This is a genomic window from Zeaxanthinibacter enoshimensis (assembly GCF_004362865.1).
Lineage (GTDB): Bacteria > Bacteroidota > Bacteroidia > Flavobacteriales > Flavobacteriaceae > Zeaxanthinibacter > Zeaxanthinibacter enoshimensis.
The window spans coordinates 577389-601170 of record NZ_SNYI01000001.1; the positions used below are offsets into that span (position 1 = coordinate 577389).

At 46.3% G+C, this 23782-nt stretch carries 24 protein-coding genes; 6 read left to right on the top strand and 18 right to left on the bottom strand.

The window, feature by feature from the left end:
* Nucleotides 1-13: 13 nt before the first annotated feature.
* A complete protein-coding gene (locus CLV82_RS02565) occupies nucleotides 14-1117 on the top strand; it encodes a CNNM domain-containing protein (RefSeq protein ID WP_133642728.1) in 1104 nt (367 codons plus the stop codon).
* Nucleotide 1118: 1 nt separating this feature from the next.
* Here the strand turns inward: CLV82_RS02565 and CLV82_RS02570 are convergent, their stop codons facing one another.
* Nucleotides 1119-2237, bottom strand: coding sequence for a hypothetical protein (locus tag CLV82_RS02570; protein WP_133642729.1), 1119 nt, complete (start codon nucleotides 2235-2237; stop codon nucleotides 1119-1121).
* A gap of 149 nt (nucleotides 2238-2386) precedes the next feature.
* Here CLV82_RS02570 and CLV82_RS02575 point away from each other — a divergent pair, with 149 nt between their 5' ends.
* Together CLV82_RS02575 and hflX are read left to right on the top strand one after the other, a co-directional pair.
* Nucleotides 2387-3100, top strand: coding sequence for a 3'-5' exonuclease (locus tag CLV82_RS02575; RefSeq protein WP_133642730.1), 714 nt, complete (start codon nucleotides 2387-2389; stop codon nucleotides 3098-3100).
* Nucleotides 3101-3239: 139 nt separating this feature from the next.
* Nucleotides 3240-4466 (top strand): GTPase HflX, encoded by a 1227-nt coding sequence (gene hflX / locus CLV82_RS02580; RefSeq protein WP_133642731.1) that lies wholly within the window; start codon nucleotides 3240-3242, stop codon nucleotides 4464-4466.
* A 274-nt stretch (nucleotides 4467-4740) separates the two neighbouring features.
* Here the strand turns inward: hflX and CLV82_RS02585 are convergent, their stop codons facing one another.
* The 14 genes from CLV82_RS02585 to CLV82_RS02650 form a co-directional block, all read right to left on the bottom strand.
* A complete protein-coding gene (locus CLV82_RS02585) occupies nucleotides 4741-5667 on the bottom strand; it encodes a DUF3078 domain-containing protein (protein ID WP_133642732.1) in 927 nt (308 codons plus the stop codon).
* Between the two features lie 71 nt (nucleotides 5668-5738).
* Entirely contained in the window at nucleotides 5739-6245 is a 507-nt protein-coding gene (locus CLV82_RS02590; RefSeq protein WP_133642733.1) for a DUF2480 family protein, read from the bottom strand.
* A gap of 23 nt (nucleotides 6246-6268) precedes the next feature.
* A complete protein-coding gene (locus tag CLV82_RS02595; RefSeq protein WP_133642734.1) occupies nucleotides 6269-6595 on the bottom strand; it encodes an SUF system Fe-S cluster assembly protein in 327 nt (108 codons plus the stop codon).
* A gap of 6 nt (nucleotides 6596-6601) precedes the next feature.
* Nucleotides 6602-7024, bottom strand: a complete 423-nt coding sequence (locus tag CLV82_RS02600) for a SufE family protein (protein WP_133642735.1) — start codon at nucleotides 7022-7024, stop codon at nucleotides 6602-6604.
* A gap of 20 nt (nucleotides 7025-7044) precedes the next feature.
* Nucleotides 7045-7488, bottom strand: a complete 444-nt coding sequence (locus CLV82_RS02605) for a hypothetical protein (RefSeq protein ID WP_133642736.1) — start codon at nucleotides 7486-7488, stop codon at nucleotides 7045-7047.
* A 305-nt stretch (nucleotides 7489-7793) separates the two neighbouring features.
* Entirely contained in the window at nucleotides 7794-8876 is a 1083-nt protein-coding gene (locus tag CLV82_RS02610; protein ID WP_133642737.1) for a zinc metalloprotease, read from the bottom strand.
* A gap of 194 nt (nucleotides 8877-9070) precedes the next feature.
* A complete protein-coding gene (locus CLV82_RS02615; RefSeq protein WP_133642738.1) occupies nucleotides 9071-10297 on the bottom strand; it encodes an aminotransferase class V-fold PLP-dependent enzyme in 1227 nt (408 codons plus the stop codon).
* An 18-nt stretch (nucleotides 10298-10315) separates the two neighbouring features.
* Complete coding sequence (sufD, locus tag CLV82_RS02620) at nucleotides 10316-11632, bottom strand: Fe-S cluster assembly protein SufD (RefSeq protein ID WP_133642739.1); 1317 nt, start codon at nucleotides 11630-11632, stop codon at nucleotides 10316-10318.
* 71 nt (nucleotides 11633-11703) lie between these two features.
* Nucleotides 11704-12456, bottom strand: a complete 753-nt coding sequence (sufC, locus tag CLV82_RS02625) for a Fe-S cluster assembly ATPase SufC (protein WP_133642740.1) — start codon at nucleotides 12454-12456, stop codon at nucleotides 11704-11706.
* A 23-nt stretch (nucleotides 12457-12479) separates the two neighbouring features.
* Nucleotides 12480-13925, bottom strand: coding sequence for a Fe-S cluster assembly protein SufB (gene sufB / locus CLV82_RS02630; protein WP_133642741.1), 1446 nt, complete (start codon nucleotides 13923-13925; stop codon nucleotides 12480-12482).
* A gap of 63 nt (nucleotides 13926-13988) precedes the next feature.
* On the bottom strand, nucleotides 13989-14318 hold the full coding sequence (locus tag CLV82_RS02635) for a HesB/IscA family protein (RefSeq protein WP_133642742.1): 330 nt from the start codon (nucleotides 14316-14318) through the stop codon (nucleotides 13989-13991).
* Between the two features lie 244 nt (nucleotides 14319-14562).
* A complete protein-coding gene (locus CLV82_RS02640) occupies nucleotides 14563-14802 on the bottom strand; it encodes a hypothetical protein (protein ID WP_133642743.1) in 240 nt (79 codons plus the stop codon).
* Between the two features lie 57 nt (nucleotides 14803-14859).
* Nucleotides 14860-16209: a hypothetical protein gene (locus tag CLV82_RS02645; RefSeq protein ID WP_243744125.1), complete on the bottom strand. Its 1350-nt coding sequence runs from the start codon at nucleotides 16207-16209 to the stop codon at nucleotides 14860-14862.
* A 57-nt stretch (nucleotides 16210-16266) separates the two neighbouring features.
* Entirely contained in the window at nucleotides 16267-17514 is a 1248-nt protein-coding gene (locus CLV82_RS02650; protein WP_133642745.1) for a choice-of-anchor B family protein, read from the bottom strand.
* Between the two features lie 76 nt (nucleotides 17515-17590).
* Between CLV82_RS02650 and thiL the strand changes: the two genes are divergently transcribed.
* The gene (thiL, locus tag CLV82_RS02655; protein ID WP_133642746.1) at nucleotides 17591-18640 is read left to right on the top strand and encodes a thiamine-phosphate kinase; all 1050 of its coding nucleotides are present in this window, start codon (nucleotides 17591-17593) and stop codon (nucleotides 18638-18640) included.
* 12 nt (nucleotides 18641-18652) lie between these two features.
* Here the strand turns inward: thiL and CLV82_RS02660 are convergent, their stop codons facing one another.
* Nucleotides 18653-18859 carry a hypothetical protein gene (locus tag CLV82_RS02660; protein WP_133642747.1) on the bottom strand — a complete coding sequence of 69 codons (207 nt, stop codon included), beginning with the start codon at nucleotides 18857-18859 and terminating at the stop codon, nucleotides 18653-18655.
* Nucleotides 18860-19120: 261 nt separating this feature from the next.
* On the opposite strand from CLV82_RS02660, the gene brnQ reads away from it, so the two are divergent.
* A complete protein-coding gene (brnQ, locus tag CLV82_RS02665; RefSeq protein WP_133642748.1) occupies nucleotides 19121-20413 on the top strand; it encodes a branched-chain amino acid transport system II carrier protein in 1293 nt (430 codons plus the stop codon).
* A gap of 178 nt (nucleotides 20414-20591) precedes the next feature.
* Here brnQ and CLV82_RS02670 read toward each other — a convergent pair whose 3' ends face one another.
* Both CLV82_RS02670 and CLV82_RS02675 read right to left on the bottom strand, forming a co-directional pair.
* Nucleotides 20592-21887, bottom strand: coding sequence for an aminopeptidase P family protein (locus CLV82_RS02670; protein ID WP_133642749.1), 1296 nt, complete (start codon nucleotides 21885-21887; stop codon nucleotides 20592-20594).
* Nucleotides 21888-21974: 87 nt separating this feature from the next.
* On the bottom strand, nucleotides 21975-22868 hold the full coding sequence (locus tag CLV82_RS02675; protein WP_133642750.1) for a RimK family alpha-L-glutamate ligase: 894 nt from the start codon (nucleotides 22866-22868) through the stop codon (nucleotides 21975-21977).
* A 243-nt stretch (nucleotides 22869-23111) separates the two neighbouring features.
* Here CLV82_RS02675 and CLV82_RS02680 point away from each other — a divergent pair, with 243 nt between their 5' ends.
* Nucleotides 23112-23780, top strand: coding sequence for a succinate dehydrogenase cytochrome b subunit (locus tag CLV82_RS02680; RefSeq protein ID WP_133642751.1), 669 nt, complete (start codon nucleotides 23112-23114; stop codon nucleotides 23778-23780).
* Nucleotides 23781-23782 lie beyond the last annotated feature (2 nt).

The window sequence follows — 23782 nt, forward strand, 5'->3', positions numbered from 1 at the left end:
TAAATACTATCCAATGGGGTTATTGATCTTTTATGCTTTTATCTCGATCTTCTTTTCCTTTCTCTGCTCTATCCTTGAAGCGGTACTGCTGAGTATTACGCCCACCTTCATAAATGTGAAAAAGAAAGAAGGAAAATCCTACGCAGTGGTGTTGGAGACCTTAAAAAAAGACGTCGACAAGCCTCTGATAGCTATACTAACGCTGAATACTATTGCTCACACCGTGGGAGCCATCCTGGTAGGGGTTCAGGCCAAGGCGGTTTATGCCGATCGCTTCGGAAGCAGTACAACAGAGATATGGGGTATTACGTTTTCCGAGGAATTAATGGTGGGTGTGGTCTCCACCATCATGACACTACTGATCCTTATCGCCTCTGAGATCATTCCGAAAACCATCGGTGCTACATTCTGGAAACAACTGGCCAATTTTGCAGCCCGCACCCTGAACATTATGGTATGGATCCTGAAATGGACCGGTATTTTATGGGTTCTCCAGCTATTTACCCGACTCATCGGGGATAAGAGCGCACATGGCAGCGTACTCAGTCGCGAGGATTTTTCTGCTATGACAGAAATTGCCGAGGAGGAAGGCGTATTTGAAAAGAACGAAAGTGCTGTAATTCAGAACCTGCTTCGTTTTAACGAAGTATGGGTAAAGGATATCATGACTCCCAGGGCTGTGATGAAAATTGCCAAGGAATCCATGACGATCCGGGAATTCTACGAAAAGAATCCTAAGATGAGGTTTTCACGTATCCCTGTGTACGGTGAACGGGTAGATGTGATCACCGGGTTTGTCCTAAAGGATAACATACTGGAAGAGATGATCAATGGGAATGGTGACACCCCGTTGGCTGACATACGCAGGGAACTCCTGGTCACTAAAAGAAATACCCCCATCCCGCAGTTATTTGATACCCTGATCAATCAACGGGAACACATTGCCCTGGTAGTGGACGAGTACGGATCGGTTAGCGGATTGGTAACCATGGAAGATGTGATAGAGACCCTGTTAGGCCTGGAGATCATGGACGAGAGCGACAATGTAGCAGATCTTCAACTCCTGGCACGTAAAAACTGGGAAGACCGCGCAAAGCGCAGCGGCATTATCGAATAGTTCAGTTTCGCTCCATAATAAATGAAGGTGCAAAAGGAAAGGTGATCCGCTCCAGCAGCTCTCCTGCTTCACTGATAAGTAAGATCCCTCCCCTTACCTCCGGCTCCTGCCGGTCTTCGTAATACCCCACGGCAAACATCTTGCTCCCCGGTAAATAATTGACGAAAGTCAGCCTGAGATCCTGCATAAGTTCAGCGGATACGGCGTTCTCAATAGATGGCATATCAAGGATGGTATTACCACCCCCGGTAAAATCATAGATGGCCGGGGCAAATGGAACTGCGGCGGGCTGGGCATAAAAATGAGTATAGAACATTCGCCCTGCGACCATGGAAGCCTGCAGTGGCCCCGGTTCAAAGAACCGGTTCACATTAAAACTGTATTCCTCCAGCAGCTGTATACTATTAAAATCATAAACCTCCAGGTTGTAATCATTTTCCAGCGTCCTGCGGACCAACGCTATATTTCCAGATTCTTCCAGGAATATGCTGGGAACTCCTGTTCCAAGATCTAACTGCTGCAGCAGTATCCCCTGCCGGGTATCTATAACAGCCAACTTATATATCCCGTCTGTGCCCAGGTATGGCACCAGTAATCGGTTCTCCCGGTATATAGGATCATATGCCTCCCGGATATTAAAAGCAATACTGAGATCAGCTTGTACCTCCGCAGCAAGGTCCAGTATCTGCACGAAGAGGTTCTTACTACCCCGGGGACTATAGTAGGCCATGAATACCTGGCTGGCCGATGCAGTCCCCCAGGTTACCGAACGTTCCCCGGTAATTGGGTAAAAATTCTGCAGGTACCTGGGCGAATTACCTCCTACCTCCAGCTGCAGCGCTGAAAAATAACCGTTGCCAACACTGAAGAAGGTCAGCAATTCTCCATCCTGTCTCAAGGTTAAAAAATTAGGAGGGAGCTGGTATTCCTCGCTTAAATTGAGCAGAACGCCGGTCCCTGTTTCAGCCCGGTAATTATAGCGATACACATTCCCGAGATCTTCCCCAATCACGGTCAGGTCAGTTAATTGGGGCTCAGTTCTGCCGGATTGTTCTAGGTCATCAGAGTTGCACCCAACCAGTATTAGAACCAGTAAAAGAGCAAGATATGAGAGTTTCATAGCTTTTTTTATTAAAGATAACCAATATATGTACTGCACATTTACAGGAAATTAAATGCTTCCCGGGCCTGCAGGTTCTTTACATTAAATCATTGTACATTTAGTATCGATCAAGATTAAAACACCCCCTCTTAAGACAACTAAAAACCATGTTAAAGAAAATATTACTGGACAAAATTCTGTTCCTGGATATTGAAACCGTGCCGGAATTCAGGGATTACGAGGAAATGGACGAAGAGAAAAAGGAACTTTGGGCACACAAGTCCCGCTACCAAAGAAAGGACGATCTGAGCCCCGAAGAATTTTATGAAAGTGCAGGGATCTGGGCCGAATTCGGACGTATCATCTGTATCTCTGTGGGTTATTTCGTCCTCAAGGGAGATACGAGGAATTTCCGGGTAACCACTTTTCACGGAACAGAGGTTAAGATCCTCAAAAAATTCAAGCAATTGCTCGCACAGCATTTCAGCGGACCTCAGCATCTTCTCTGTGCACATAACGGGAAGGAATTTGATTTCCCGTATATAGCACGCCGGATGATCATCCATAATATTCCGCTCCCCTACAAACTGGATCTCTTTGGTAAGAAGCCCTGGGAAGTTCCTCACCTCGATACAATGGAGCTCTGGAAGTTTGGGGATTACAAGCACTATACTTCGCTAAAACTCCTGGCAAATATTTTTGGTATTCCTTCTCCCAAAGAAGATATTGACGGCAGTATGGTGCGCGATGTATTCTACGAGGATGGGGACCTGGAACGGATTATCACCTACTGTGAACTGGATGTAGTCACCCTTGCCCAGGTTTTCCTCAGGTTACGTAATGATGAGCTCCTGGATGATGAGGAGATCAGGCGGGTTTAAGTTCACTGGTAGCCAACTTTTATAGGATAATTTAACCTACTGATTCCAGTCCCAGGGGACGATCAGAACACGATTGAGTTCCTAAAATAACAAAAAACGATACTCCAAGAATGCTTAGATTTGTACTTTACCGAGGACTATGTTAGAAAAGAAAACCACAGATTTAGAGAGTGCCGTCCTGGTTGGCGTTATTACGCAGCAACAGAAGGAGGATAAAGTCCAGGAATACCTGGATGAATTAGAATTTCTCACTTATACTGCCGGGGGAGAGGTAAAGAATCGGTTCGTACAGCGAATAGACCTGCCAAACCCAAAAACGTATATAGGGAGTGGGAAAATGGAAGAGATTGCCGCCTATGTAAAGGAACACGAAGTAGGGGCCATAATTTTTGATGATGAACTGAGCCCGGCACAGCAGAACAATATTGAAAAACTTCTCAAGATAAAGGTGCTGGACCGTACCGGCCTGATCCTGGATATTTTTGCACAGCGGGCCCAGACCAGTTATGCCCGCACACAAGTAGAACTTGCCCAATACGAATACTTGCTGCCACGCCTGACCGGGATGTGGACTCACCTTGAGCGCCAGCGAGGAGGTATCGGGATGCGCGGACCCGGTGAAACGGAGATAGAAACTGACCGTAGGATCGTCAGGGATCGGATTTCTTTACTGAAGAAAAAATTAAAGAAAATAGACCGTCAAATGGAGACCCAAAGGGGCAACCGGGGAGCCCTGGTTCGTGTCGCCCTGGTCGGGTATACCAACGTAGGGAAGTCGACCCTTATGAATGTGATCAGTAAGAGTGAAGTTTTTGCGGAGAACAAACTGTTTGCTACCCTCGATACCACGGTGCGTAAAGTAGTGATCGGGAATCTCCCCTTCTTATTGAGTGATACTGTAGGATTTATCAGGAAACTGCCCACCCAGCTTGTAGAAAGCTTTAAAAGTACGTTGGACGAGGTTCGGGAAGCAGACCTGCTGCTGCATGTAGTAGATATCTCCCATCCCAATTTTGAAGAGCATATCGCTTCAGTCAATGAAACCCTCAAGGATATCGACAGTGTTCAAAAACGTACCATAATGGTATTTAACAAGATTGACCAGTACGAGCATGAACTGATCGAGGAAGATGATCTGGTTACCATTAAAACCGGTAAACATTTTACAATAGCTGACTGGAAGCGTACCTGGATGGAAAGGCTTGGAGACAACGCAATATTTATTTCCGCCTTGAACAGGGAGAATATGGAAGAGTTCAGGAAGAGGGTCTATAACGAAGTGAGAGACATACATGTAAGCAGGTTTCCTTACAATAATTTCCTCTACCCGGAAAACCTTGATGCCTATTCGGAAGACTCCAATTAACGTCATTCATCGAGAAAATTTACCTTTCATATTTTTCACAACAACCAGCCGCAGGTTCACAACATAATTTGAACAAAAACGGGAAAGGGATCGTATATTTACTCCAGTGATTAAGTGATAGTGTTTATCCCCAAATCAGACTCTGAAACTTAAATTAACACGCTAGGACCCCAAATCGATATTAGCGTACAAGTACAAAGCCAATCCAAAGGCAAACAACCTACTATTAAAAAACCCGCTCAGTGAGCGGGTTTTTTTATGATGGGTAATAAGTTCAGAACGCATAACTGAGTCCCAGCCTCCAGTAAGACTGTAGTTCATTATCTACTGTATCAAAGGTAGCGTCGGTTTCACCGAGCGTATTAACGGTATAATTCAGCGCTTCCTGCTTACTGTTCCTCAACCCGAAATCAAAACCAACCCCTATCATTTTCCACAGGGTATAGGCGAAAGAGTTAGTCCAGGTCCAGTTAGACAGATCGCCGCTTTCGTAGCTTTGGAAAAGAGAGAGGTTACTTTTAAAATTAATGGCGCCGAGCTGCCGGGTATAATCTGCCACAATTTTAGCTCCCAGGGAAGAATTAAAGATATTATCACCACTGCTGAATACGAAGTTGTAGTTCAGTGGGTGGATCACCACCACCAGGTTATCCAAAGGCGTCCAGGTACCCCCGACACCCAAATCAAGGTAGCCCGGGTCATTGAAATTGCTCAGGATTGTAGTCCGGTACTCCCCTAATGCCGATGCGGCGAAGGTCTTACTGAGATTCCGACCATAAAGGGACGAGATATTAAAAACATCCGTGGCCTGCCGGAATTCGTCAGAATCTGTCGGATCGTCTTCGTTATCAAGTTTGACCCATTGCAGGTTTATATTTGCAGAATTACGCCAGAAATAGTTGTCCTGTTTCAGGTTGGCGTAGGCATTGACGGAAACCCCGATATTCCCGGAAGAGTTATTAGGCACCCCCTGGGCATACCAGTTATTAAAGTTTGCAATATTAACGCCAATAGTTCCAAAGGCGCCCTTACGCCAGCCCGGCATGGCATCCAGCTTGGCCTGTATGGCATTTACCCTGCCTTGTATAGCTGCAATTGAATCTTTCTTAGCTGCCTTCGCCGTTCGTAGCTCTTCTGCAGTCTGGCCCATAGCGATTACGGTACCGGCTATAAAAGCCAATACGAGCATAAAATTTTTCATAATGATCAGTGTTAAGAGTTGTGTGTTGCTTAAAGATAAGGAATATGCGGGGACAGCTTTGAGCTGTATTCCTATTTTCTCTTAACCAGGGGGACAGAAGAGCAGGCTTCACCGTACATCACACTCTTGGCGACCTGCTGGATTTTATTTGTTGCCCAGATATAGGCATTGGGCGGCACCGGCTTATTACTACATCCCTTGATGATAACCGGCTTACCTTCCAGGTGGCTCACATCCAGGGATTCTATTACTCCCTGGTACAGGCTGGTTTCCAGGTCCTCTAAACTCCCGACTACTATTTTCCTGGCAAAAGGTTGCAGACGAGTACTGACCAGCATATAAGCCCAACCGGGGATGATGGCATCTGAAGAACAATACAATGCTACGTATGCATCCTGGTAATCCGGCCAGTGATGGGCCTCAACCTGTGTCCGGAAATCTTTCTCCTTCAGGATGATCCCCTCGTAAAGCCAGTCGGCAATATCCAGCGCAACCCTCCTGCCCGGGAGGTAATGATCCTCCAGGTCAAATGTGACCAGCTTACTCTGGGAAACCCTGTTGATGATCTCTTCAGCCATATCTATTGTAGTTGTGTTCTGGATTATAACAGGCCCAGTTCTAATTTAGCCTCTTCACTCATCAGTTCCTGTGTCCAGGGCGGATCAAAGGTTATTTCCACTTCAGCATCGGAAACTGCATCCAGGGATTTTACCTTTTCCTCGACTTCTACCGGGAGTGTCTCTGCCACGGGGCAGTTAGGCGAGGTCAGGGTCATCAGTATCTTCACTTCCCTGTCCTCGTTGACAAAAACGTCGTAAATCAGACCTAACTCGTAGATATCCACCGGGATCTCGGGGTCGTAAATGGTCTTCAGAACTTTTACTATTTTTTCACCCAGCTCCTGGGTGTCTATGGTGGTCTCACTCATGATTTCTTAATTTAATTGTGTCTGGTAAGCAACCGCGTATAATTTTAATTGTTTGATCATACTGACCAAACCATTTGCCCGGGTTGGCGACAGGTGTTCTTTCAACCCGATCTCATCAATGTACGCAGTATCGGCTTCTATGATATCCTTTGGCTTCTGGTGGCTGAAAGCACGGATCAGGATCGCTATTATTCCCTTGGTAATGATAGCATCACTATCTGCAGTAAAAACCAGCTTATCCCCATCCAGTTCTGCGTGTACCCACACCTTGCTCTGGCAGCCTTTTATAAGGTTGTCATCGGTCTTGTAGGCCTCGTCTATCAGGGGAAGGGATTTACCCAGTTCTATCATGTATTCGTAGCGCTGCATCCAGTCATCGAACATGGAAAATTCGTCTACGATCTCCTCTTGTATCTCTTGTATGCTCATTACATGCAAAAGTACGACATCTATTCCTCGGATTCAACTATAACTGCAAGGGACTGCATTTTATTAATCAGCGACTTAAGATCTTTCGGGACCTTGTTCTGATCAAATTCCGGGGTCTGATAGGATTTGCCTCCATGACAGACACGCAGCTGCGCGATCGCTGATTTATCCCTAGCAGAATCATCGATGTAGGTATTGATATCAGGCAGGTCCTTTAATTCTATACCGGATAGTATATTTCGTATTTCCATCCAGGTGTCTTGCGGCAGGGTGCCCTCTGCTGCCACCTGCCTGTCCCTGCTGTGAAATACCTTGATCACAGGTTCCTGCAGGGCAATTTCATAATAATATCCCCTGGAACTAGCCGTGTAATAGACCCGAAGCGGGGTGTCCTGCTCCTGGGCCGATGCGTGGAACTCTTTACTGAATCCAAAAAAGAGCGTAAAAATGATCAGATATTTCATGGGGATACTGTTGTTTCTTAAAATACGAAAAAAAGGCGCCCAACGGACGCCTTAAGCTCAACGGATAATCCAAAACCTGTAGAGCAATTAAATATGATTTGTTTACAGGATGTAAAAAACGGCTTTTATACGGAGATTCAGATCCTGTAATGTATTGATTCACTGAACTATCGAAAAGTAAGATATAAAATTCTTAACAAAAAATTAAGAATTTCATCAAAAATTTACTTCTTAATGTACATTATTGCGATTTTCAGACTGGATCGAATACAAAGGGCACTACAGGAGCGCCCTTTACTATTATTTTATAAGGATATAAATCCATTCCGGGGACCTCCGGAAGCAAAGATGGATCGCATCCTGCTCTTTTGTCCTTCAGAGAACATATACATACAGCCATCATCCGTATAATCCATATAGTTCATGGTCATATCATTGGATCGGCAGTTTACAGTCGGGTAACTGGGACATCCGTAGTTAGGCCCGTCAGAGCTGGGAGTATCGGCTACAAAGTCGTCCTGTTTGCATCGACCGTCTCCCCAGATATGCCTAAGGTTTACCCAGTGACCTACTTCATGAGTAGTGGTTCTTCCCTTGTCAAAAGGAGCTTGTACATAACCTTCATCCCCAAAGAACTGAGGCCCTACGACCACTCCGTCCGTATCCGGACTACCGCCCGGGAATTGTGCATAGCCGAGGATTCCTCCCCCGATATTACACACCCAGATATTTAATTTATTTTCTGGGTCCACCGGATCTGAGCCACCGCTGGAAGAGCGCTTCATAGCATCATTTGTTCCCCAGGACGTTTTCGTGGAAGACTTCCTGATAGTCTGCACCAGGCTGAAGCTGAAATCTGAATCTGCTACCAGATCTGCAAATTCTGCAGGTACTCCACTAACGTCATTGTTCTGCGCGTTAAAGTCGTCATTCAGGATTCGGATCTGCGAAGCGATCTGGGCATCCGATATATTTTCCTGGGGCTTGTTTACGTTATAGATCACATGGACAACCACCGGGATATTGATCACTCCCAGTCCATCATCTTCTGGTGGTGGTGGCGGTGTTCCACCTCCTCCTCCGTTACCATTTCCTGGTTTCTCAGGCTTTTTGGCGGCCATCCACTTCCGTGAATTCTTCTCTATGTCGTACATGCGTTTTTCGAGTCCCGGGTTCTTCCGAAGTTTCTCATTCAACACCTTCATAGAGGCACAGTATTTACTCGCGTCCTTAGAGGCAAACGGATCTACCTCATCGGTATATAAATAAAAGTCGCTCATATCAACCTCAACCTGCTGAGCGGCCTGTTCTAATTCCTTATTAGTCTCCTTCTGACAGGAAACTACCAATACGGCCATTGCTAAAACAGCCAATAAGCATCTTCTCATATTTTTAGATTTATTTTATTAATTCAGGCCTGAATATATAATTAAAATCACAATTTCATAAAAAACTGTTAAATAAATCGTTTAAATGCAAAAATGAGGATTGTCCCTGTGGCGCAGAAATATACCGGGGATAGCCTATATATACTGCAAGACAGTATAAAATGAAAATTAAAACTAGCAGAGATTGAAATAAGTTAGAGCAGCATATCTTTTGCCTTCTTTACTCCCTCGACCAGGCGGTCTATTTCTTCTATGGAGTTATAAAAGCAGAAGCTGGCACGTACAGTGCCCGGGATTTGGTAGAAATCCATAATGGGTTGTGCGCAGTGATGTCCCGTGCGGACAGCTATTCCCATTTTATCCAGCAATGTACCTATATCATAGGGGTGAATTCCGTCAATGTTGAAAGAGATCACAGAAGTCTTATCGGCAGCGGTCCCGTAGATCCTGAGGCCTTCTATCTCCTGAAGTTTTTGGGTCGCGTAAGCGAGCAGTTCCTGCTCATACCGGGCGATAGCTTCCATCCCGATGGCGTTCAGGTAATCCAGGGCAGCACCAAAAGCTATACCCCCAGCAATATTAGGGGTACCTGCTTCAAACTTATGGGGCAGGTCTGCGTAAGTAGTTTTTTCAAAAGTCACTTCGGCAATCATTTCACCTCCGCCTTTGTATGGTGGAAGTTTTCTTAGCCATTCCTCTTTGCCATACAACATCCCAACACCTGTTGGCCCGCAGAGTTTGTGTGCCGATACGGTGTAAAAATCCACATCCAGCTGCTGCATGTCCGCCTTGAGGTGAGGCGCTGCCTGTGCCCCATCGATCAGAACTGCAGCTCCAGAATCGTGTGCCAGACGGATGATCTCCTCTACCGGGTTTATGGTACCAAGCGCATTGGATATGTGGTTACAGAAAACAAGCTTTGTCTTCCCGGAAAGCATTTCCCGGTAGGTGTCCATTTCCAGTTCTCCCTGTTGATTCATAGGGATCACCCTCAATTTTGCCCCATTTCGCTCGCATAACATCTGCCAGGGCACTATATTGGAATGATGCTCCATGGCAGAGACCAGTATTTCATCACCTTCTGCAAGCAAGGAGGAAAACCCGTTAGCCACCAGGTTGATCGCTTCTGTTGTGCCCGAGGTAAAGATAATCTCGTGGGAATGTGCCGCGTTGAAGTGGCTGCGTATTTTTTCCCGGGCCTGTTCATACGCATCCGTAGCCTCCTGGGAGAGGGCATGTACCCCCCGGTGGATATTCGCGTTATACCTGCTGTAATAATCTACGATCACATCGATCACCTGCCTGGGGGTCTGCGACGTAGCTGCGTTATCAAGATACACCAAGGGGTAACCATTCACTTTCCTTTGCAGGATAGGGAAATCTTTTCTGATGGCTGTTACATCCAGGGTAGTAGCTTGCATGCGAAATATTTTACACGATTACAATTCAAAACCTAGGCGGACCCCCAGTTTCATAGCGATAAGTTTATTGATCCGTTTTTTAAGTTCCGGGATACGCACACTCTGAAGTACATTATTGGCAAAAGCATACATCAGCAAAGCGCGGGCCTCCTTCTTGGGAATACCCCTTGTCTGAAGGTAGAACAGGGCATCTTCGTCCAGCTGACCAATCGTACAACCGTGAGAGCATTTCACATCGTCTGCGAAGATCTCTAATTGTGGTTTGGTATTGATAGTCGCCTTATCGCTTATCAGCACATTGTTATTCTGTTGGAAAGCATTGGTCTTCTGGGCTATCTTATCCACGATGATCTTCCCGTTGAAGACCCCGGTGGAGTTTTCCCCGTAGATTCCTTTGTAATCCTGGTGGCTCTCGCAATTTGGCTGCTTATGATGAACCAGGGTGTGGTGATCTACATGCTGTTTATCCCCGAGAATGGTAACTCCTTTCATGGTAGAGTTGATATGCTCCCCGTTCTGGTAGAAATTCAGGTTGTTACGGGTCAGTTTTCCACCAAAAGAAAAGGTATGCACGCTTACATTACTGGTGTCTTTCTGAGAGATATACGTATTGTCTATCATGGATGCAGCAGCATTGTTGTTCTGCACCTTATAATAATCTACGATGGCATTCTTATCCGCAAAGATCTCGGTGACCGAATTGGTAAAAACCTCGTTCTGGGTAAGGCTCTGGTGCCGCTCAATGACCTGTAATTCGGCGTTTTCTTCCACCACGATCAGGTTCCTGGGCTGCAGTAATAATGAAGCCTCGTTCCCTGTGGCAAAATGAATGATCTCTACAGGTTTTTTAGGCATCTTACTCTTCGGGATGTATATATAAGCCCCTTCCCTGCTGAAGGCCGTATTTAACGTAGTGAGCGATTCTTCTTTAGAGGCTACCTTATTAAAATAGGTATCCATCACCTCCTGGTACATAGGCTTCGTAAGGGCAGAACTCATTAAGCAGATATCAACCCCGTCATGGGTGGTCTCAGAGAGGTATGAGCTGTAGATCCCGTCTATAAAGACGATCTTATAAGTATCTATCTCGTGCAGGAAATATTTCTTCACCTGGCTGTATTCCAGTGTATTCTCCTCTTTCGGGAAGATGCTGAAATCTACCTTTAGCAAACTGTTGAGCGAAGTATATTTCCAGGCTTCGTCCTTCTTACTCGGGAAACCTTTACTTTCAAAGTTCTTAATGGCTTCTGAGCGGATATCGTGAATCGGGTGTTCCACGTCTATCGTATTCTCAAAGGCCATAAAAGATGAAACCAATTTATCTTTCAAATCCATAATCAATCTTTGTCTTCCACCGCAGGTATAAAATGCAGCTCCTTAGCTAAGGGCCGGTACCTGCAATTCATTTATACTGCTGATTCCTGCTTTAGCCAATCGTACCCTTTTTCTTCCAATTCAAGGGCCAGGGCTTTATCCCCGGATTTTACGATCTTACCGTCGTGCAGTACGTGTACAAAATCCGGAACAATATATTCCAGAAGGCGCTGGTAGTGCGTGATCACCAGGACCGCGTTATCCTTGCTACTTAGTTTATTCACCCCGTTCGCCACGATTCTCAGCGCATCGATATCGAGACCGGAATCTGTTTCATCGAGGATCGCCAGTTTAGGCTCCAGCATGGCCATCTGGAAGATCTCGTTTCTCTTCTTCTCTCCCCCGGAGAATCCTTCATTCAGGGAGCGAGAAAGGAACTTCCGGTCAATATCCAGCATTTCGGATTTTTCGCGAATCAGTTTCAGCATTTCATTGGCTGGCATTTCCTCCATTCCCCTGGCTTTCCGTGATTCGTTGATCGCCGTCTTCATGAAATTGGTTACGGATACCCCCGGGATCTCTACCGGGTACTGGAATGATAAAAAGATGCCTTTATGCGCGCGTTCTTCCGGCGCGGTATCTTCAAGGTCTTCATTCTCGAAGAAGACCCCGCCTTTGGTGATCTCAAATTCTTCTTTACCCGCAATAACGGAGGCGAGGGTACTCTTCCCGGAACCATTTGGTCCCATGATAGCATGTACTTCTCCTGCTTTCAATTCCAGGTTGATCCCTTTCAGGATTTCCTTATCCTCTACCTTGGCGTGTAAGTCTTTAATTTTCAGCATTACTCTGTTCTGTTTATTTGTGTTTAGCCTACTGATCCCTCAAGGCTGATTTCTAATAATTTCTGTGCCTCTACTGCAAATTCCATCGGAAGCTTATTCAGCACTTCCTTACTGAAACCGTTCACGATAAGGGCAATGGCTTTTTCTGTATCTATCCCACGCTGGTTACAGTAAAATATCTGGTCCTCACCAATCTTACTGGTAGTCGCTTCGTGCTCTATCTGGGCGGTTTTATTCTTCGCCTCGATGTAGGGGAAGGTATGGGCTCCGCATTCGTTGCCCATCAGCAGCGAATCACACTGGGAAAAATTTCTGGCATTTTCAGCACGGCTGTTCACCTGCACCAATCCGCGGTAGCTGTTCTGCGATTTCCCCGCAGAGATTCCTTTGGAAATAATGGTACTCTTGGTGTTCTTCCCGAGGTGGATCATCTTGGTTCCCGTATCGGCCTGCTGGTGATTGTTGGTAACCGCAATAGAATAGAATTCTCCAATTGAGTTATCCCCTTTAAGGATACAGGAAGGATATTTCCACGTAACCGCAGACCCGGTTTCTACCTGGGTCCAGCTGATCTTCGCGTTCTTCTCGCAAATACCTCTTTTGGTCACAAAATTGTAAACTCCGCCTTTCCCGCTTTTATCACCGGGGAACCAGTTCTGTACGGTCGAATATTTTATTTCCGCATCATCCAGTGCGATAAGTTCCACCACCGCAGCATGCAGCTGGTTCTCATCTCTCGAGGGGGCAGTACACCCTTCCAGGTAACTCACGTAACTACCTTCATCTGCAATTACCAGGGTACGCTCAAACTGACCTGTACCGGCCTGGTTGATCCGGAAGTATGTGGAGAGCTCCATGGGGCAATGAACCCCTTTTGGAATATAGCAGAACGAACCATCAGAAAATACGGCCGAATTTAGTGCGGCATAAAAGTTGTCTTTCTGCGGCACTACAGTCCCGATATATTTTTTTACCAGTTCCGGGTGCTCTTTTATGGCTTCGGAAATGGAACAGAAAATGATCCCTTTCTCTGCCAGTGTCTTTTTAAAAGTAGTGGCAACCGAAACGGAGTCCATCACGATGTCCATCGCAACTCCCGCCAGCTTCTTTTGTTCGTCCAGGGAAATCCCGAGGCGCTCAAAAGTGGATAGCAATTCCGGGTCTACCTCGTCTAGGCTGTTGTATTTAGGTTTCTTATTAGGAGCCGAATAATAGGATATCGCCTGGAAATCAGGTTTCGTATAATGTACGTTTGCCCATTCCGGCTCTACCATTTGCTTCCAGTAACGGAAAGATTCCAATCGCCATTCCGTCATCCAGTCCGGCTCTTCTTTCTTTTTGGAAATGGCCACGACGATCTCCTCGTTAAGCCCTTTGGGAAAGGTCTCCGATTCGATCTCCGTATAGAAACCGTATTCGTACTCTTTGGTCTCTAATTCCTTCTTTAATTCTTCTTCAGTGTATGCCATTTGCTTTTCGTTTACTCTCACGGCAGCCGGATGCTAAAGATCCGCTGCAACGAGGGTCATTAATTACAGGGAGAAACTTTCACCACATCCGCAGGTTCGCTGGGCGTTCGGGTTGTTAAATACAAACCCCTTACCATTGAGACCCCCTGAATATTCCAGTACCGTTCCTACCAGGTACAGGAAACTTTTTTTATCCACTAAAATCTTTACCGCGTTATCTTCAAATAACTTATCGGTTTCAGCAACTGTATTGTCAAATTTCAATTCGTAAGAGAGGCCGCTGCAGCCCCCACTCTTTACACCAACACGGACATAGTCCTTGGAGGCATCAAAGCCCTCTTCGCTCATAAGTGCCATCACTTTGTTTTTGGCTGTATCAGAAACTTTGATCATAATTAAATGGATTAATTCTAAATAGGCCACAAAGATAGTGTAAATACAGGGTTTAACCATACGCACTAACATTAATATAACGTATAAAGGGATAAAGTTTACTTATGTAAGAAAGCTTAGGTTCCGGAGGTGAATAATTCAGAATTTGTCAATAAAAACGGACCTGTAATGGGAAGTAAAAAAAAATCGACAGCCGTTGCGGAAAGCAGTGTGCTGTCGATTTTACTATATAGAATAAGCCTGATTAATCGTCGGTCATGTCTTCTATGTTATCCTCGATCTCTTCTTTAGCTTCCTTCATCTCCTCCCTTGCTTCTTCTCCGGCTTCCCGGGCCTCATCGATTTCCTCGCCCATATCCTCGAATGCATCGTCATCTTCTATCTTGCTTTCTACCTCAATTTCTTTTTCTTTCGTCTCCCGGCAAGAACTGATTGTGCCCAGCATAAAAACGCCCAGGGCCAGGGTAAGTATTAATTTTTTCATTTTGTTTTGTTTATAGTTGAAGAAAGTAATATACGAATATTCAGGCGCTTAGCCAAACTAGTCCCTGGATCGCGCCCCGTAACCCAAGCGCATTACAAAGGCATCTGTCGCACCTTTAAAATCGGCTCCCTCCCAGTCCGGGCTGGCCGTTTCCCCGGCGAGGAGAATATCTTTATTGGCAGCCTCCACGGCACTGAACCCAAGGTCCATCCCGGAGCCCCCAAATGAATCTTTCCAGATCAGGTTACCGGAAGCGTCGGTTTTCATTACCCAGGCATCGTTCTCGCCCTGGTTATTATCCAGGTAACCGTCATCGCTGTTAGAATACCCGCTGATGATCAGGTCCCCACTCTTTCCGACAGTTATACTCCGTGCCGTATCAAAGCCCGACCCGCCTATGCTCTTCTGCCACAGCATATTGCCGTTCCCATCTATTTTTAGTATCCATGCATCGGATTCTCCGTAAACTTCAGCCACATCGCCATCGCCATTAATAGAATTACCGACGATCACAAATCCACCGTCATCAGTGGCTGCAATATCATAGGATATTTCTATCCCGCTACCGCCATAAGACCGCTCCCAGATCAGTTCGCCCAGCTCACTGACCTTTATAACCCAGAAGTCATAGCTGCCTTTACTGCCCGAAATATCGAAATCATCACTTTCTGAAAAACCCGAGATCACAAAGCCCCCGTCCCGAGCCCTCGCTACCGCATGGGCCCGATCATTGTTAGTACCACCATAATATCTGCGCCATTCCAACTGCCCGTCCCTTCCTATTTTCGTAGCCCAGAACTCTCCCACCCCGTGACGGGTAAGATATGCTCCTTTGCCATCATTACCCTGCCCGTTGGCAGCAGTTACATCCAGGAATCCCACGAAGAAAAATCCGCCGTCATCTGTCTGAACCAGGTCGTAGGCATGATCGTGGCCCGAAAAACCAAAACTACTTTCCCACTCGATGTTTCCTGTCTCGTCCAATTTAAGGATCCAGTTATCGTGAAAACCCTGGTTCTGACTTGCATCCCCATCAGCACTCATTGCATACCCTATAATGGCATACCCGCCGTCGGCTGTTTGAATAAGCGATTGCCCCAGGTCTTCCCCACTACCTCCGTAAGAGCGGCTCCAGCTTACTTCCCCATCAGCATCCGCCTTCATAAGCCAGTAATCTGTTGCTGCTGTTGCTTTACCTGTTAATTCCCCGTCCGTACTCCTGGAATAACCAAGGGCTGCAACCCCCCCATCTGCGGTGGTAATAATAGCGTGGAACCCATCTTCTGCAGTGCCGCCGTAGGATCGCATCCACTCGGTATCACCGCTGAACACCGATATTTCCCTATCCGGTCCGTCAGAAAATTCCGGCAAGGGATCCGTACTGCAGCTATATAAAATGATAGACATTAAGACAGAATACCAAATTTTATTCACTGGAACAGGAAAAGAAAGGGAATACATAACTCAGGGGGATTTTTGCACAACGAATAAACCGGAATCAATATCGCCCAAAACCAACTTTCCACTCTCAAAATAAGGGTATACACTCCACAAACCGTTGAAAACCGTAGTGTTATTGGCAGGATAGGTGTCAAAGAAACCCACTTCAGATACCTCCGTATTTTCTATCCCGGAAATATCCAGTACACGGAGACCCGCCGTATAATTGGCTAGAAAATACAGATCCCCCAGTACGTAACCGTTATGATCTATTGCAGTGCTTGGCCCGGTATAGGTCATATGTAATGAAGGTTGATCGAGGTCTGAAAAATCAAATACCAGGGTCCGGGAGTTGAACCCGAAATTAATTTCGTCCAGTTCATCGCCCAATATAAAGAACTTCTGATCCTCGGAAAACCACCCCTGGTGAGTATAAGCGATACTGGGATAGCCCAGAGTGGAAATGGTTACAGGGCTGTCTTTATCGGTAACATCCGCGATCACTAACCGGTCCTCGTTAGCACCGATCAATATCTCCCGTCCCTGGTAATCGGGGTCTGGCCCGGTGTAGTTGACCACCTGCACATCGTGCATATACCCCTGCTCCCCGTAACCGCCGGCTGATACCGGGTTAAGTGGGTCAGAAATATTGACAAAATGAACCCCGCCGTTATATAGATCATTCCTGGCAGTTCCAACTGCATATACCATGGCATTGCCCGGGATGATCGCAATATTATGCGCGTTCCCGAATCCCGTGTATCGGGCATCTGCCGTGAAATTTACAGGAGGGTTATCCACATTCCTTAACCTGTTGAGATCAAACACCTGGATTCCGTGGTTTTCTGCCTCGGATACGATAAATACATAATTCTCATAGACCTTGAGATCCCTCCAGGTACTTGCCTCCGTAGCTGTCGGCAATTTCCCCAGGTAGACCAGCTGCTCTTCGTCCGTGATATCAACGAAGGCAGTTCCGTTATCCACACCCACCAGAGCGTATTCCCGTGCGGTCAGGGGGTCTGTCCATCCCCAGATATCGTTCCCTGCGATAGCCCCCATATCCTGCAGCGTAATCCTCCCGATAAGATCGTACCCATTGCAGGGATAGGTTCCAGCGAAACCGTCTTCACACGGAGTAAAAGTAATGGGATCTTCTGTCACCCCATTTCCATCCTCACCCGGATCGGGCACAGGATCAACCAATGGGTCCGATTTGGAACATGCCAGTATAAATAAAAATAGAAGTAGTAACCCGGTAGTATATTTCATAGCAGGAATCCCAATTGGAACAGGGATTATCACAATAAAGATAAGATATATATGATATCCTCCTTATTTTTGCGGCATGCTAGAAGACAAGAACAAAGAAAGAACGCCACTGGAATCAATGGGCGAATTTGGCCTTATCGATCACCTGACGAAAGGATTTAAGCCAGTACAGGAATCCACCGTAAAAGGAATCGGCGACGACGCGGCAGTACTGGATTTCAAGGATCACAAAACGGTTGTAAGCACGGACCTGCTGGTTGAAGGTGTACATTTTAACCTCGCATACATGCCGCTAAAACACCTCGGGTATAAGAGCATCATGGTCAATCTTTCGGATATCTACGCCATGAATGCCGAGGCTACACAGGTAACAGTTTCTATCGCGGTCTCTAACCGTTTCCCGCTGGAAGCGCTGGAAGAATTTTACGAGGGAGTTGCAATGGCAGCCAAAATTTACGGGGTAGACGTTGTAGGCGGTGATACCACCTCTTCTACCAAAGGTATGCTGATCAGCGTAACCGCTATCGGCAAGGCCAGGGAGGAAGATGTAGTATATCGCAGCGGTGCCAAGGAGCACGATCTTCTTGTGGTCACCGGGGATCTTGGGGGTGCCTACCTCGGGCTACAGGTGCTGGAACGGGAGAATGAAGTCTTTAAAGTAAACCCCAACCACCAGCCCGATCTTGAACCCTATAGCTATATCGTGGAAAGGCAATTAAAACCTGAAGCACGGAAAGATATTATTGCTCTTTTAAAAGAACTGGAGGTAAAGCCTACGTCGATGATCGATGTCAGTGATGGTCTCTCCTCGGAGATCCTTCATCTCTGTAAAGAAAGCGGAGTTGGTTGTCATCTATACGAAGATAAAATTCCACTGGATCCCATGGTGATTTCTACCTGCGAGGAATTTGGTTTAGACAGTACGCTGGTCGCGATGAGTGGGGGAGAGGACTATGAATTGTTATTCACTATAGATCAAAAAGAATTCCCGAAAATCAAGGGCAATCCTAACCTGACTGTCGTGGGGCATATGACGGCCGATAAGGAAGCTGCTTACTTGATCTCCAGGAATGATGCTCAGATTCCAATCACCGCTCAGGGATGGAACTCGTTTGCCAAAACATAAGCAGGACCGCTGTTAAGCGATCCGGTGTCTTTTCTGGTACAGGTTCTCTAAAGTTCTGTTGATATCCTGTAATTCTGGTGTCAGTATGGACAGGTTGCCACTGACATCCGTGGTTACCTCTTTGTTACAATGAACGCATTTGTACTCTTTAATGTGGGAAGTTACCTTCTTGGATACCGTGTAGTGGTGCCCGAAGATGTTGCAGAATACTTTTTTCATAAGGAAGGTTTTTAGGTATGCAATGGAAGATTTGGGGACTGCCGATTACAATAGTTGTACATAAAAATTTTGTCGAATAAAATTAAGTTTTAGTCTTCTTATATTTTAACGAAGAGAATTGCAGGATTATTGAGTCAGTAGGCTGATTTTTAGATTTTTTCGATGAACCGCATTTCAAAGGAAAGAAATTTGACCATCCGTGGGACCAGGCTACCCATTCTAATACTTCTTTTTTACTAACTTCCCCCCTTATTTATTCTCATGAGATTCACAAAGGAAACCTTTGTCACTGCATTTGCACTTTTCTCTTTGTTCTTTGGTGCGGGAAACCTTATCCTTCCTCCCCAGTTAGGATTCTTATCCGGCCCTGATTGGTGGCTTGTTGCCCTCGGGTTCGCGCTTTCAGCAGTATGCATCCCTGTCCTGGGAATTCTTGCCCACGCTCGTATACAGGGTGGATTATTTGAATTTGCAAGCAAGGTATCACCCCTTTTCAGCCTGGTCTACTGCATCCTTATTTACGCTATTTCTGTGGCATTGCCCTCCCCGAGAACTGCAGCGGTAACCCATGAAATGGCAATAGAGCCGTTGTTCAACAGCCCCCCTTTGCTTACCAGCCTCGTCTATTTTTCCCTGGTTTTTATTTTCGTGATCAATCGTTCCAAATTATTAGACCTGATCGGAAAGTGGTTAACACCGGCGATCCTGGTCATCCTGGTCATGGTCATCGGGATAAGTCTGTATGATTTCCCATTTCATTTTGGGGGCAACGGCTTCCAAAGTCCTTTTTCTCACGGGGTGCTGGAGGGCTACCAGACCTTTGATGCGATAGGGGCAGTAGTGGTGGGAGGTGTGATCATCGTATCGATCAACCTGCAGAAAAAAGAAAGGACCTACGAGCTTAAAAAACAGCTGATCGGAAGTTCCGGGTTTCTCGCCGGCCTTGCCCTGCTCAGTATCTATACCGGGCTTATACTCAGCGGGGCGCTTTTGCACGAATCCTTCCCGGCCGATATCAGCAGAACAGAACTACTGACAGGCATCAGCCGGTTAACTTTAGGGAAGACTGCAAATGTATTCCTGAGCTTACTGGTAAGCCTGGCCTGTTTTACAACCGCGGTAGGGATAGTTACCGGGGCTTCTGATTTTGTGCGGTCCCGATTTCCGGGGCACCCCAGGTCTTACCTCTATACCGCGATCGCCGGAAGTTTACTTGGAATTATTGTTGGGCAACTGAATGTTGGTATCATCATAGACCTGGCATTGCCGGCACTCATGTTTATCTACCCGGTAACCATAGTACTCATCCTGCTCAATGTTGCACCCGAACGGTACAGTTCGACCCTGGTCTTCAGGACGGTTATCATTACTACCATCCTTTTCAGCATCCCCGACTTTATCAACAGCCTGGGAATTAGTGAAATTTCTGAAAGGTCTGCGAGCTGGATCCCCCTGAGTGACTACAGCCTCGGGTGGGTCATACCCGCGCTCGTGGTTTTTATGGGAACTAACATGATTTATTCCCGCAAGGGTCGTAATCAGAGTGGGGGATAAATACCCCCCTCCCCTTGGTTACAAGACACCTGCATGTACTGCAGAAATCATGCAGAAAGCAGCTTGTAACCATTCCCGGCCAACTCTATACGGCTCATTTTTAAAAAGAAGAAAGAGCAGGTCCGTCATCGCCGGTCCTGCTCCTTTATAAAAATGATTCTTCAAGATCAGGAAAACACTAGTTCTTATTCATGATCTCTTCAATCTCTTCTGCCTCTATCGGAATATCCCTCATCAGGTTAAAGGGCTCACCTTTTTCCTGTACTACAACATCATCTTCAAGACGTATCCCGAATCCTTCCTCGGGGATGTAGATTCCAGGTTCAACAGTAAACACCATATTGGCATTCATAGGAGTTTTAAGGGGACCATAGTCATGGGTGTCTAACCCGATATGATGGCTGGTACCATGCATGAAATACTTTTTATAGGCAGGCCAGTTCTTGTCTTCATTTTGTACATCTGCCTTATCGAGCAGCTTAAGCCCCAATAGCTCCGATGTCATCAGTTTTCCTACTTCCTTGTGGTATTCTGCCCACAGGGTGCCGGGGACCAGTAATTTGGTGGCATCATTCTTTACCCTCAGAACCGCGTCGTACACCTCGCGCTGCCTTTTGGTGAACCTTCCATTGACTGGGAAGGTCCTGGACAGATCGCTGGCATAATTTGCATAAGAAGCCCCGACATCCATAAGGATCAGGTCGCCGTCCTGGCACTGGTTCTTATTCTCAACGTAATGAAGAACATTGGCGTTATTTCCTGAAGCGATGATAGGGGTATAGGCAAACCCACGGGACCTGTTAGACAGGAATTCGTGCATAAGTTCTGCCTCAATCTCGTACTCCCATACTCCCGGCTTAAGGAAATTCAGCACCCGCCGTATACCTTTTTCGGTAATATTACACGCCTGCTGCATGATCTCCAGTTCTTCGGGCTCCTTCGTTCCGCGGATCTCCTGGAGAATAGGGTTACTTCTCGCCCAGGAATGAGCGGGGAAATCTTCTTTCACTTTTGCAATAAAACGGTCTTCCCTGGTCTGGGTCTCGACAGACTGCCGGTAGTGTTCGTTGGTATTGAAATAGATCAGTTCTGCCTCTGTCATCAGGTCAAAGAAGACCTTATCAAATTCCTTTAACCAATATATTGTCTCAATACCGGACACTTCGGTCGCTTTTTCCTTGGTGAGTTTTTCTCCTTCCCACACGGCAATGTGATCATTGGTCTCCCTTACAAACAAGATCTCGCGGTGCTTCTCTTCTATGGCATCCGGGAATAACAAAAGCTTGGTCTCTTCCTGATCTGCCCCGCTGAGGTAAAAGATATCTCGTTGTTGCTGGAAAGGCATAGTGCTGTCTGCCCCTATGGGATAAATGTCATTGGAGTTAAAGACAGCAAGGCTCTTGGGCCGCATACGGTCCATGAATTTTTTCCTATTCTTGATAAATAGGGAATTGGGTATCTGTGCGTATCTCATGTACTTAAGTGGATTTTGCCAAAAATAGCCATTCGGACTAAGTCCGCAAAACCAAAACAATGAATTGACTGAAAGCAGGACTGGTCCCTAAAAAGACCTTTTGATCTTTACATTCCTCTCCATGTAAGACACGATTTCCCCTGCAATATTCTTTCCTGTAGCCGCCTCTAATGCCTCCAGGCCAGGAGAAGCATTCACTTCTAAAAGTAAAGGACCATTATGGGAACGGACCAGGTCTACCCCGGCGATTCCCAGGCCAAGATGCTTCACAGCCTTAACGGCCATGTGGATTTCCTGTGCTGTCGGGACAAGAGCTTCTGCAGAGCCTCCCCTGTGCATGTTAGAGCGGAAGTCTCCTGTTGCACTGCTGCGTTTCATACTGCCCACGACCTGTTGCCCGACCACGAACAACCGTAAGTCCTCTCCTCCTGACTCCTCGATGTATTTCTGCACCAAGATATCGCTGTCAAGATGGAGAAGCGTATCGACCACAGACCTGGCAGAACGGGTGCTCTCAGCAAGCATAACCCCAAGCCCCTGTGTGCCTTCCTGCAGTTTGATGATGACCGGGGGGCCACCGAGCAGTTCTATTTGCTTTTCCAGGGTTGCAGGATTAACGGTAATAAGAGTGGGCACGACCGGGATCTTTTTCCGGGACAACAACTGCAGGGTTTTTACCTTGTTCCTGGCCCGGGTAATCCCGCGGGAGCTGGCAGAAGAAAAGACCCCGTTTAATTCGAACTGCCTCACCACCATGGCACCATGAGCGGTCACTCTTGTTCCGATCCTGGGGATGATGGCATCAAAGGAATGGGTTATCTCTTCATTATCCAGGTAGATCGCGGGTGCAGTACCGCCAAGCTGTACCGAGCACCGCATATGATCTATCAACTCTATGTAATGATCCCGGCGCTGCGCTTCTTCTGCGATGCGATGGGTGGAATACACGTTGAGACTGACCGATAATAGCCCTATATCCATAAGAAATCCCGTCTGGGTTTGTCTCCCTAATATCCGATAAAAAATTAGGTAAACCGTATATAGCCAGGCATTTCCGTATTCTGCGAGCTATTAAATAAGCGCCGTGTTTAGTTTTTGATAATTTTCCTTAAACATTATATCTTTGTCCCGCTATATTATACTGGTTCTAAATACGGGGCAAGAACCCCCAAAGTTTGTTAATAATAGGCCAGTGACGTATTTTTGTAAAAACTATCTAAACGAATGAGTGCATTAATCTCCTCTTCCATTGCCAGAAAAGTGGTAATGGCACTTTCCGGTCTTTTTTTAGTCCTCTTCTTAGCACAGCACTTTACCATTAACCTGACTTCTGTAATTGCACCCGACACATTTAATGAATGGTCGCATTTTATGGGGTATAATCCATTGGTACAGTACCTGCTGCAACCCATCCTCATCGCGGGGATCATTGTGCATTTTGTAATGGGTATAGCCCTGGAGATCCAGAATAACCGGGCCCGGAAGATCGGCTATGTAAAATATAACGGCAGTGCCAATGCACCATGGACGTCAAGGAACATGATCATCACCGGTTTGGTGGTACTTGCCTTCCTGGGACTTCATATGTATGATTTCTGGGTGCATGAAATGGCCTATAAATATGTAGAAGCCAGCCCGGAAGACCCCACCCGTTACTATGCAGAGACCGTAGAGAAGTTTGAACCGATCTGGAGAACTGTGATCTATGTAATCGCCTTCATCCTGCTGGCAATGCACCTCTGGCATGGCTTTTCTTCTTCCTTCCAGTCTATGGGATGGAACAATAAGTACAGTGCCGGTCTTCAGACATTTACTAAGATATACGCAATAGCGATCCCAGCCGGGTTCATTTTCATTGCACTCTATCATCATTTTAACCCTATAACTCACTAAGT

Excerpts from the sequence above, each read along its gene's own strand:
- CLV82_RS02565 (WP_133642728.1), top strand. The coding sequence starts at position 14 with ATGGGGTTATTGATCTTTTATGCTTTTATCTCGATCTTCTTTTCCTTT.
- CLV82_RS02570 (WP_133642729.1), bottom strand. The coding sequence starts at position 2,237 with ATGAAACTCTCATATCTTGCTCTTTTACTGGTTCTAATACTGGTTGGG.
- CLV82_RS02575 (WP_133642730.1), top strand. The coding sequence starts at position 2,387 with ATGTTAAAGAAAATATTACTGGACAAAATTCTGTTCCTGGATATTGAA.
- hflX (WP_133642731.1), top strand. The coding sequence starts at position 3,240 with ATGTTAGAAAAGAAAACCACAGATTTAGAGAGTGCCGTCCTGGTTGGC.
- CLV82_RS02585 (WP_133642732.1), bottom strand. The coding sequence starts at position 5,667 with ATGAAAAATTTTATGCTCGTATTGGCTTTTATAGCCGGTACCGTAATC.
- CLV82_RS02590 (WP_133642733.1), bottom strand. The coding sequence starts at position 6,245 with ATGGCTGAAGAGATCATCAACAGGGTTTCCCAGAGTAAGCTGGTCACA.
- CLV82_RS02595 (WP_133642734.1), bottom strand. The coding sequence starts at position 6,595 with ATGAGTGAGACCACCATAGACACCCAGGAGCTGGGTGAAAAAATAGTA.
- CLV82_RS02600 (WP_133642735.1), bottom strand. The coding sequence starts at position 7,024 with ATGAGCATACAAGAGATACAAGAGGAGATCGTAGACGAATTTTCCATG.
- CLV82_RS02605 (WP_133642736.1), bottom strand. The coding sequence starts at position 7,488 with ATGAAATATCTGATCATTTTTACGCTCTTTTTTGGATTCAGTAAAGAG.
- CLV82_RS02610 (WP_133642737.1), bottom strand. The coding sequence starts at position 8,876 with ATGAGAAGATGCTTATTGGCTGTTTTAGCAATGGCCGTATTGGTAGTT.
- CLV82_RS02615 (WP_133642738.1), bottom strand. The coding sequence starts at position 10,297 with ATGCAAGCTACTACCCTGGATGTAACAGCCATCAGAAAAGATTTCCCT.
- sufD (WP_133642739.1), bottom strand. The coding sequence starts at position 11,632 with ATGGATTTGAAAGATAAATTGGTTTCATCTTTTATGGCCTTTGAGAAT.
- sufC (WP_133642740.1), bottom strand. The coding sequence starts at position 12,456 with ATGCTGAAAATTAAAGACTTACACGCCAAGGTAGAGGATAAGGAAATC.
- sufB (WP_133642741.1), bottom strand. The coding sequence starts at position 13,925 with ATGGCATACACTGAAGAAGAATTAAAGAAGGAATTAGAGACCAAAGAG.
- CLV82_RS02635 (WP_133642742.1), bottom strand. The coding sequence starts at position 14,318 with ATGATCAAAGTTTCTGATACAGCCAAAAACAAAGTGATGGCACTTATG.
- CLV82_RS02640 (WP_133642743.1), bottom strand. The coding sequence starts at position 14,802 with ATGAAAAAATTAATACTTACCCTGGCCCTGGGCGTTTTTATGCTGGGC.
- CLV82_RS02645 (WP_243744125.1), bottom strand. The coding sequence starts at position 16,209 with ATGTCTATCATTTTATATAGCTGCAGTACGGATCCCTTGCCGGAATTT.
- CLV82_RS02650 (WP_133642745.1), bottom strand. The coding sequence starts at position 17,514 with ATGAAATATACTACCGGGTTACTACTTCTATTTTTATTTATACTGGCA.
- thiL (WP_133642746.1), top strand. The coding sequence starts at position 17,591 with ATGCTAGAAGACAAGAACAAAGAAAGAACGCCACTGGAATCAATGGGC.
- CLV82_RS02660 (WP_133642747.1), bottom strand. The coding sequence starts at position 18,859 with ATGAAAAAAGTATTCTGCAACATCTTCGGGCACCACTACACGGTATCC.
- brnQ (WP_133642748.1), top strand. The coding sequence starts at position 19,121 with ATGAGATTCACAAAGGAAACCTTTGTCACTGCATTTGCACTTTTCTCT.
- CLV82_RS02670 (WP_133642749.1), bottom strand. The coding sequence starts at position 21,887 with ATGAGATACGCACAGATACCCAATTCCCTATTTATCAAGAATAGGAAA.
- CLV82_RS02675 (WP_133642750.1), bottom strand. The coding sequence starts at position 22,868 with ATGGATATAGGGCTATTATCGGTCAGTCTCAACGTGTATTCCACCCAT.
- CLV82_RS02680 (WP_133642751.1), top strand. The coding sequence starts at position 23,112 with ATGAGTGCATTAATCTCCTCTTCCATTGCCAGAAAAGTGGTAATGGCA.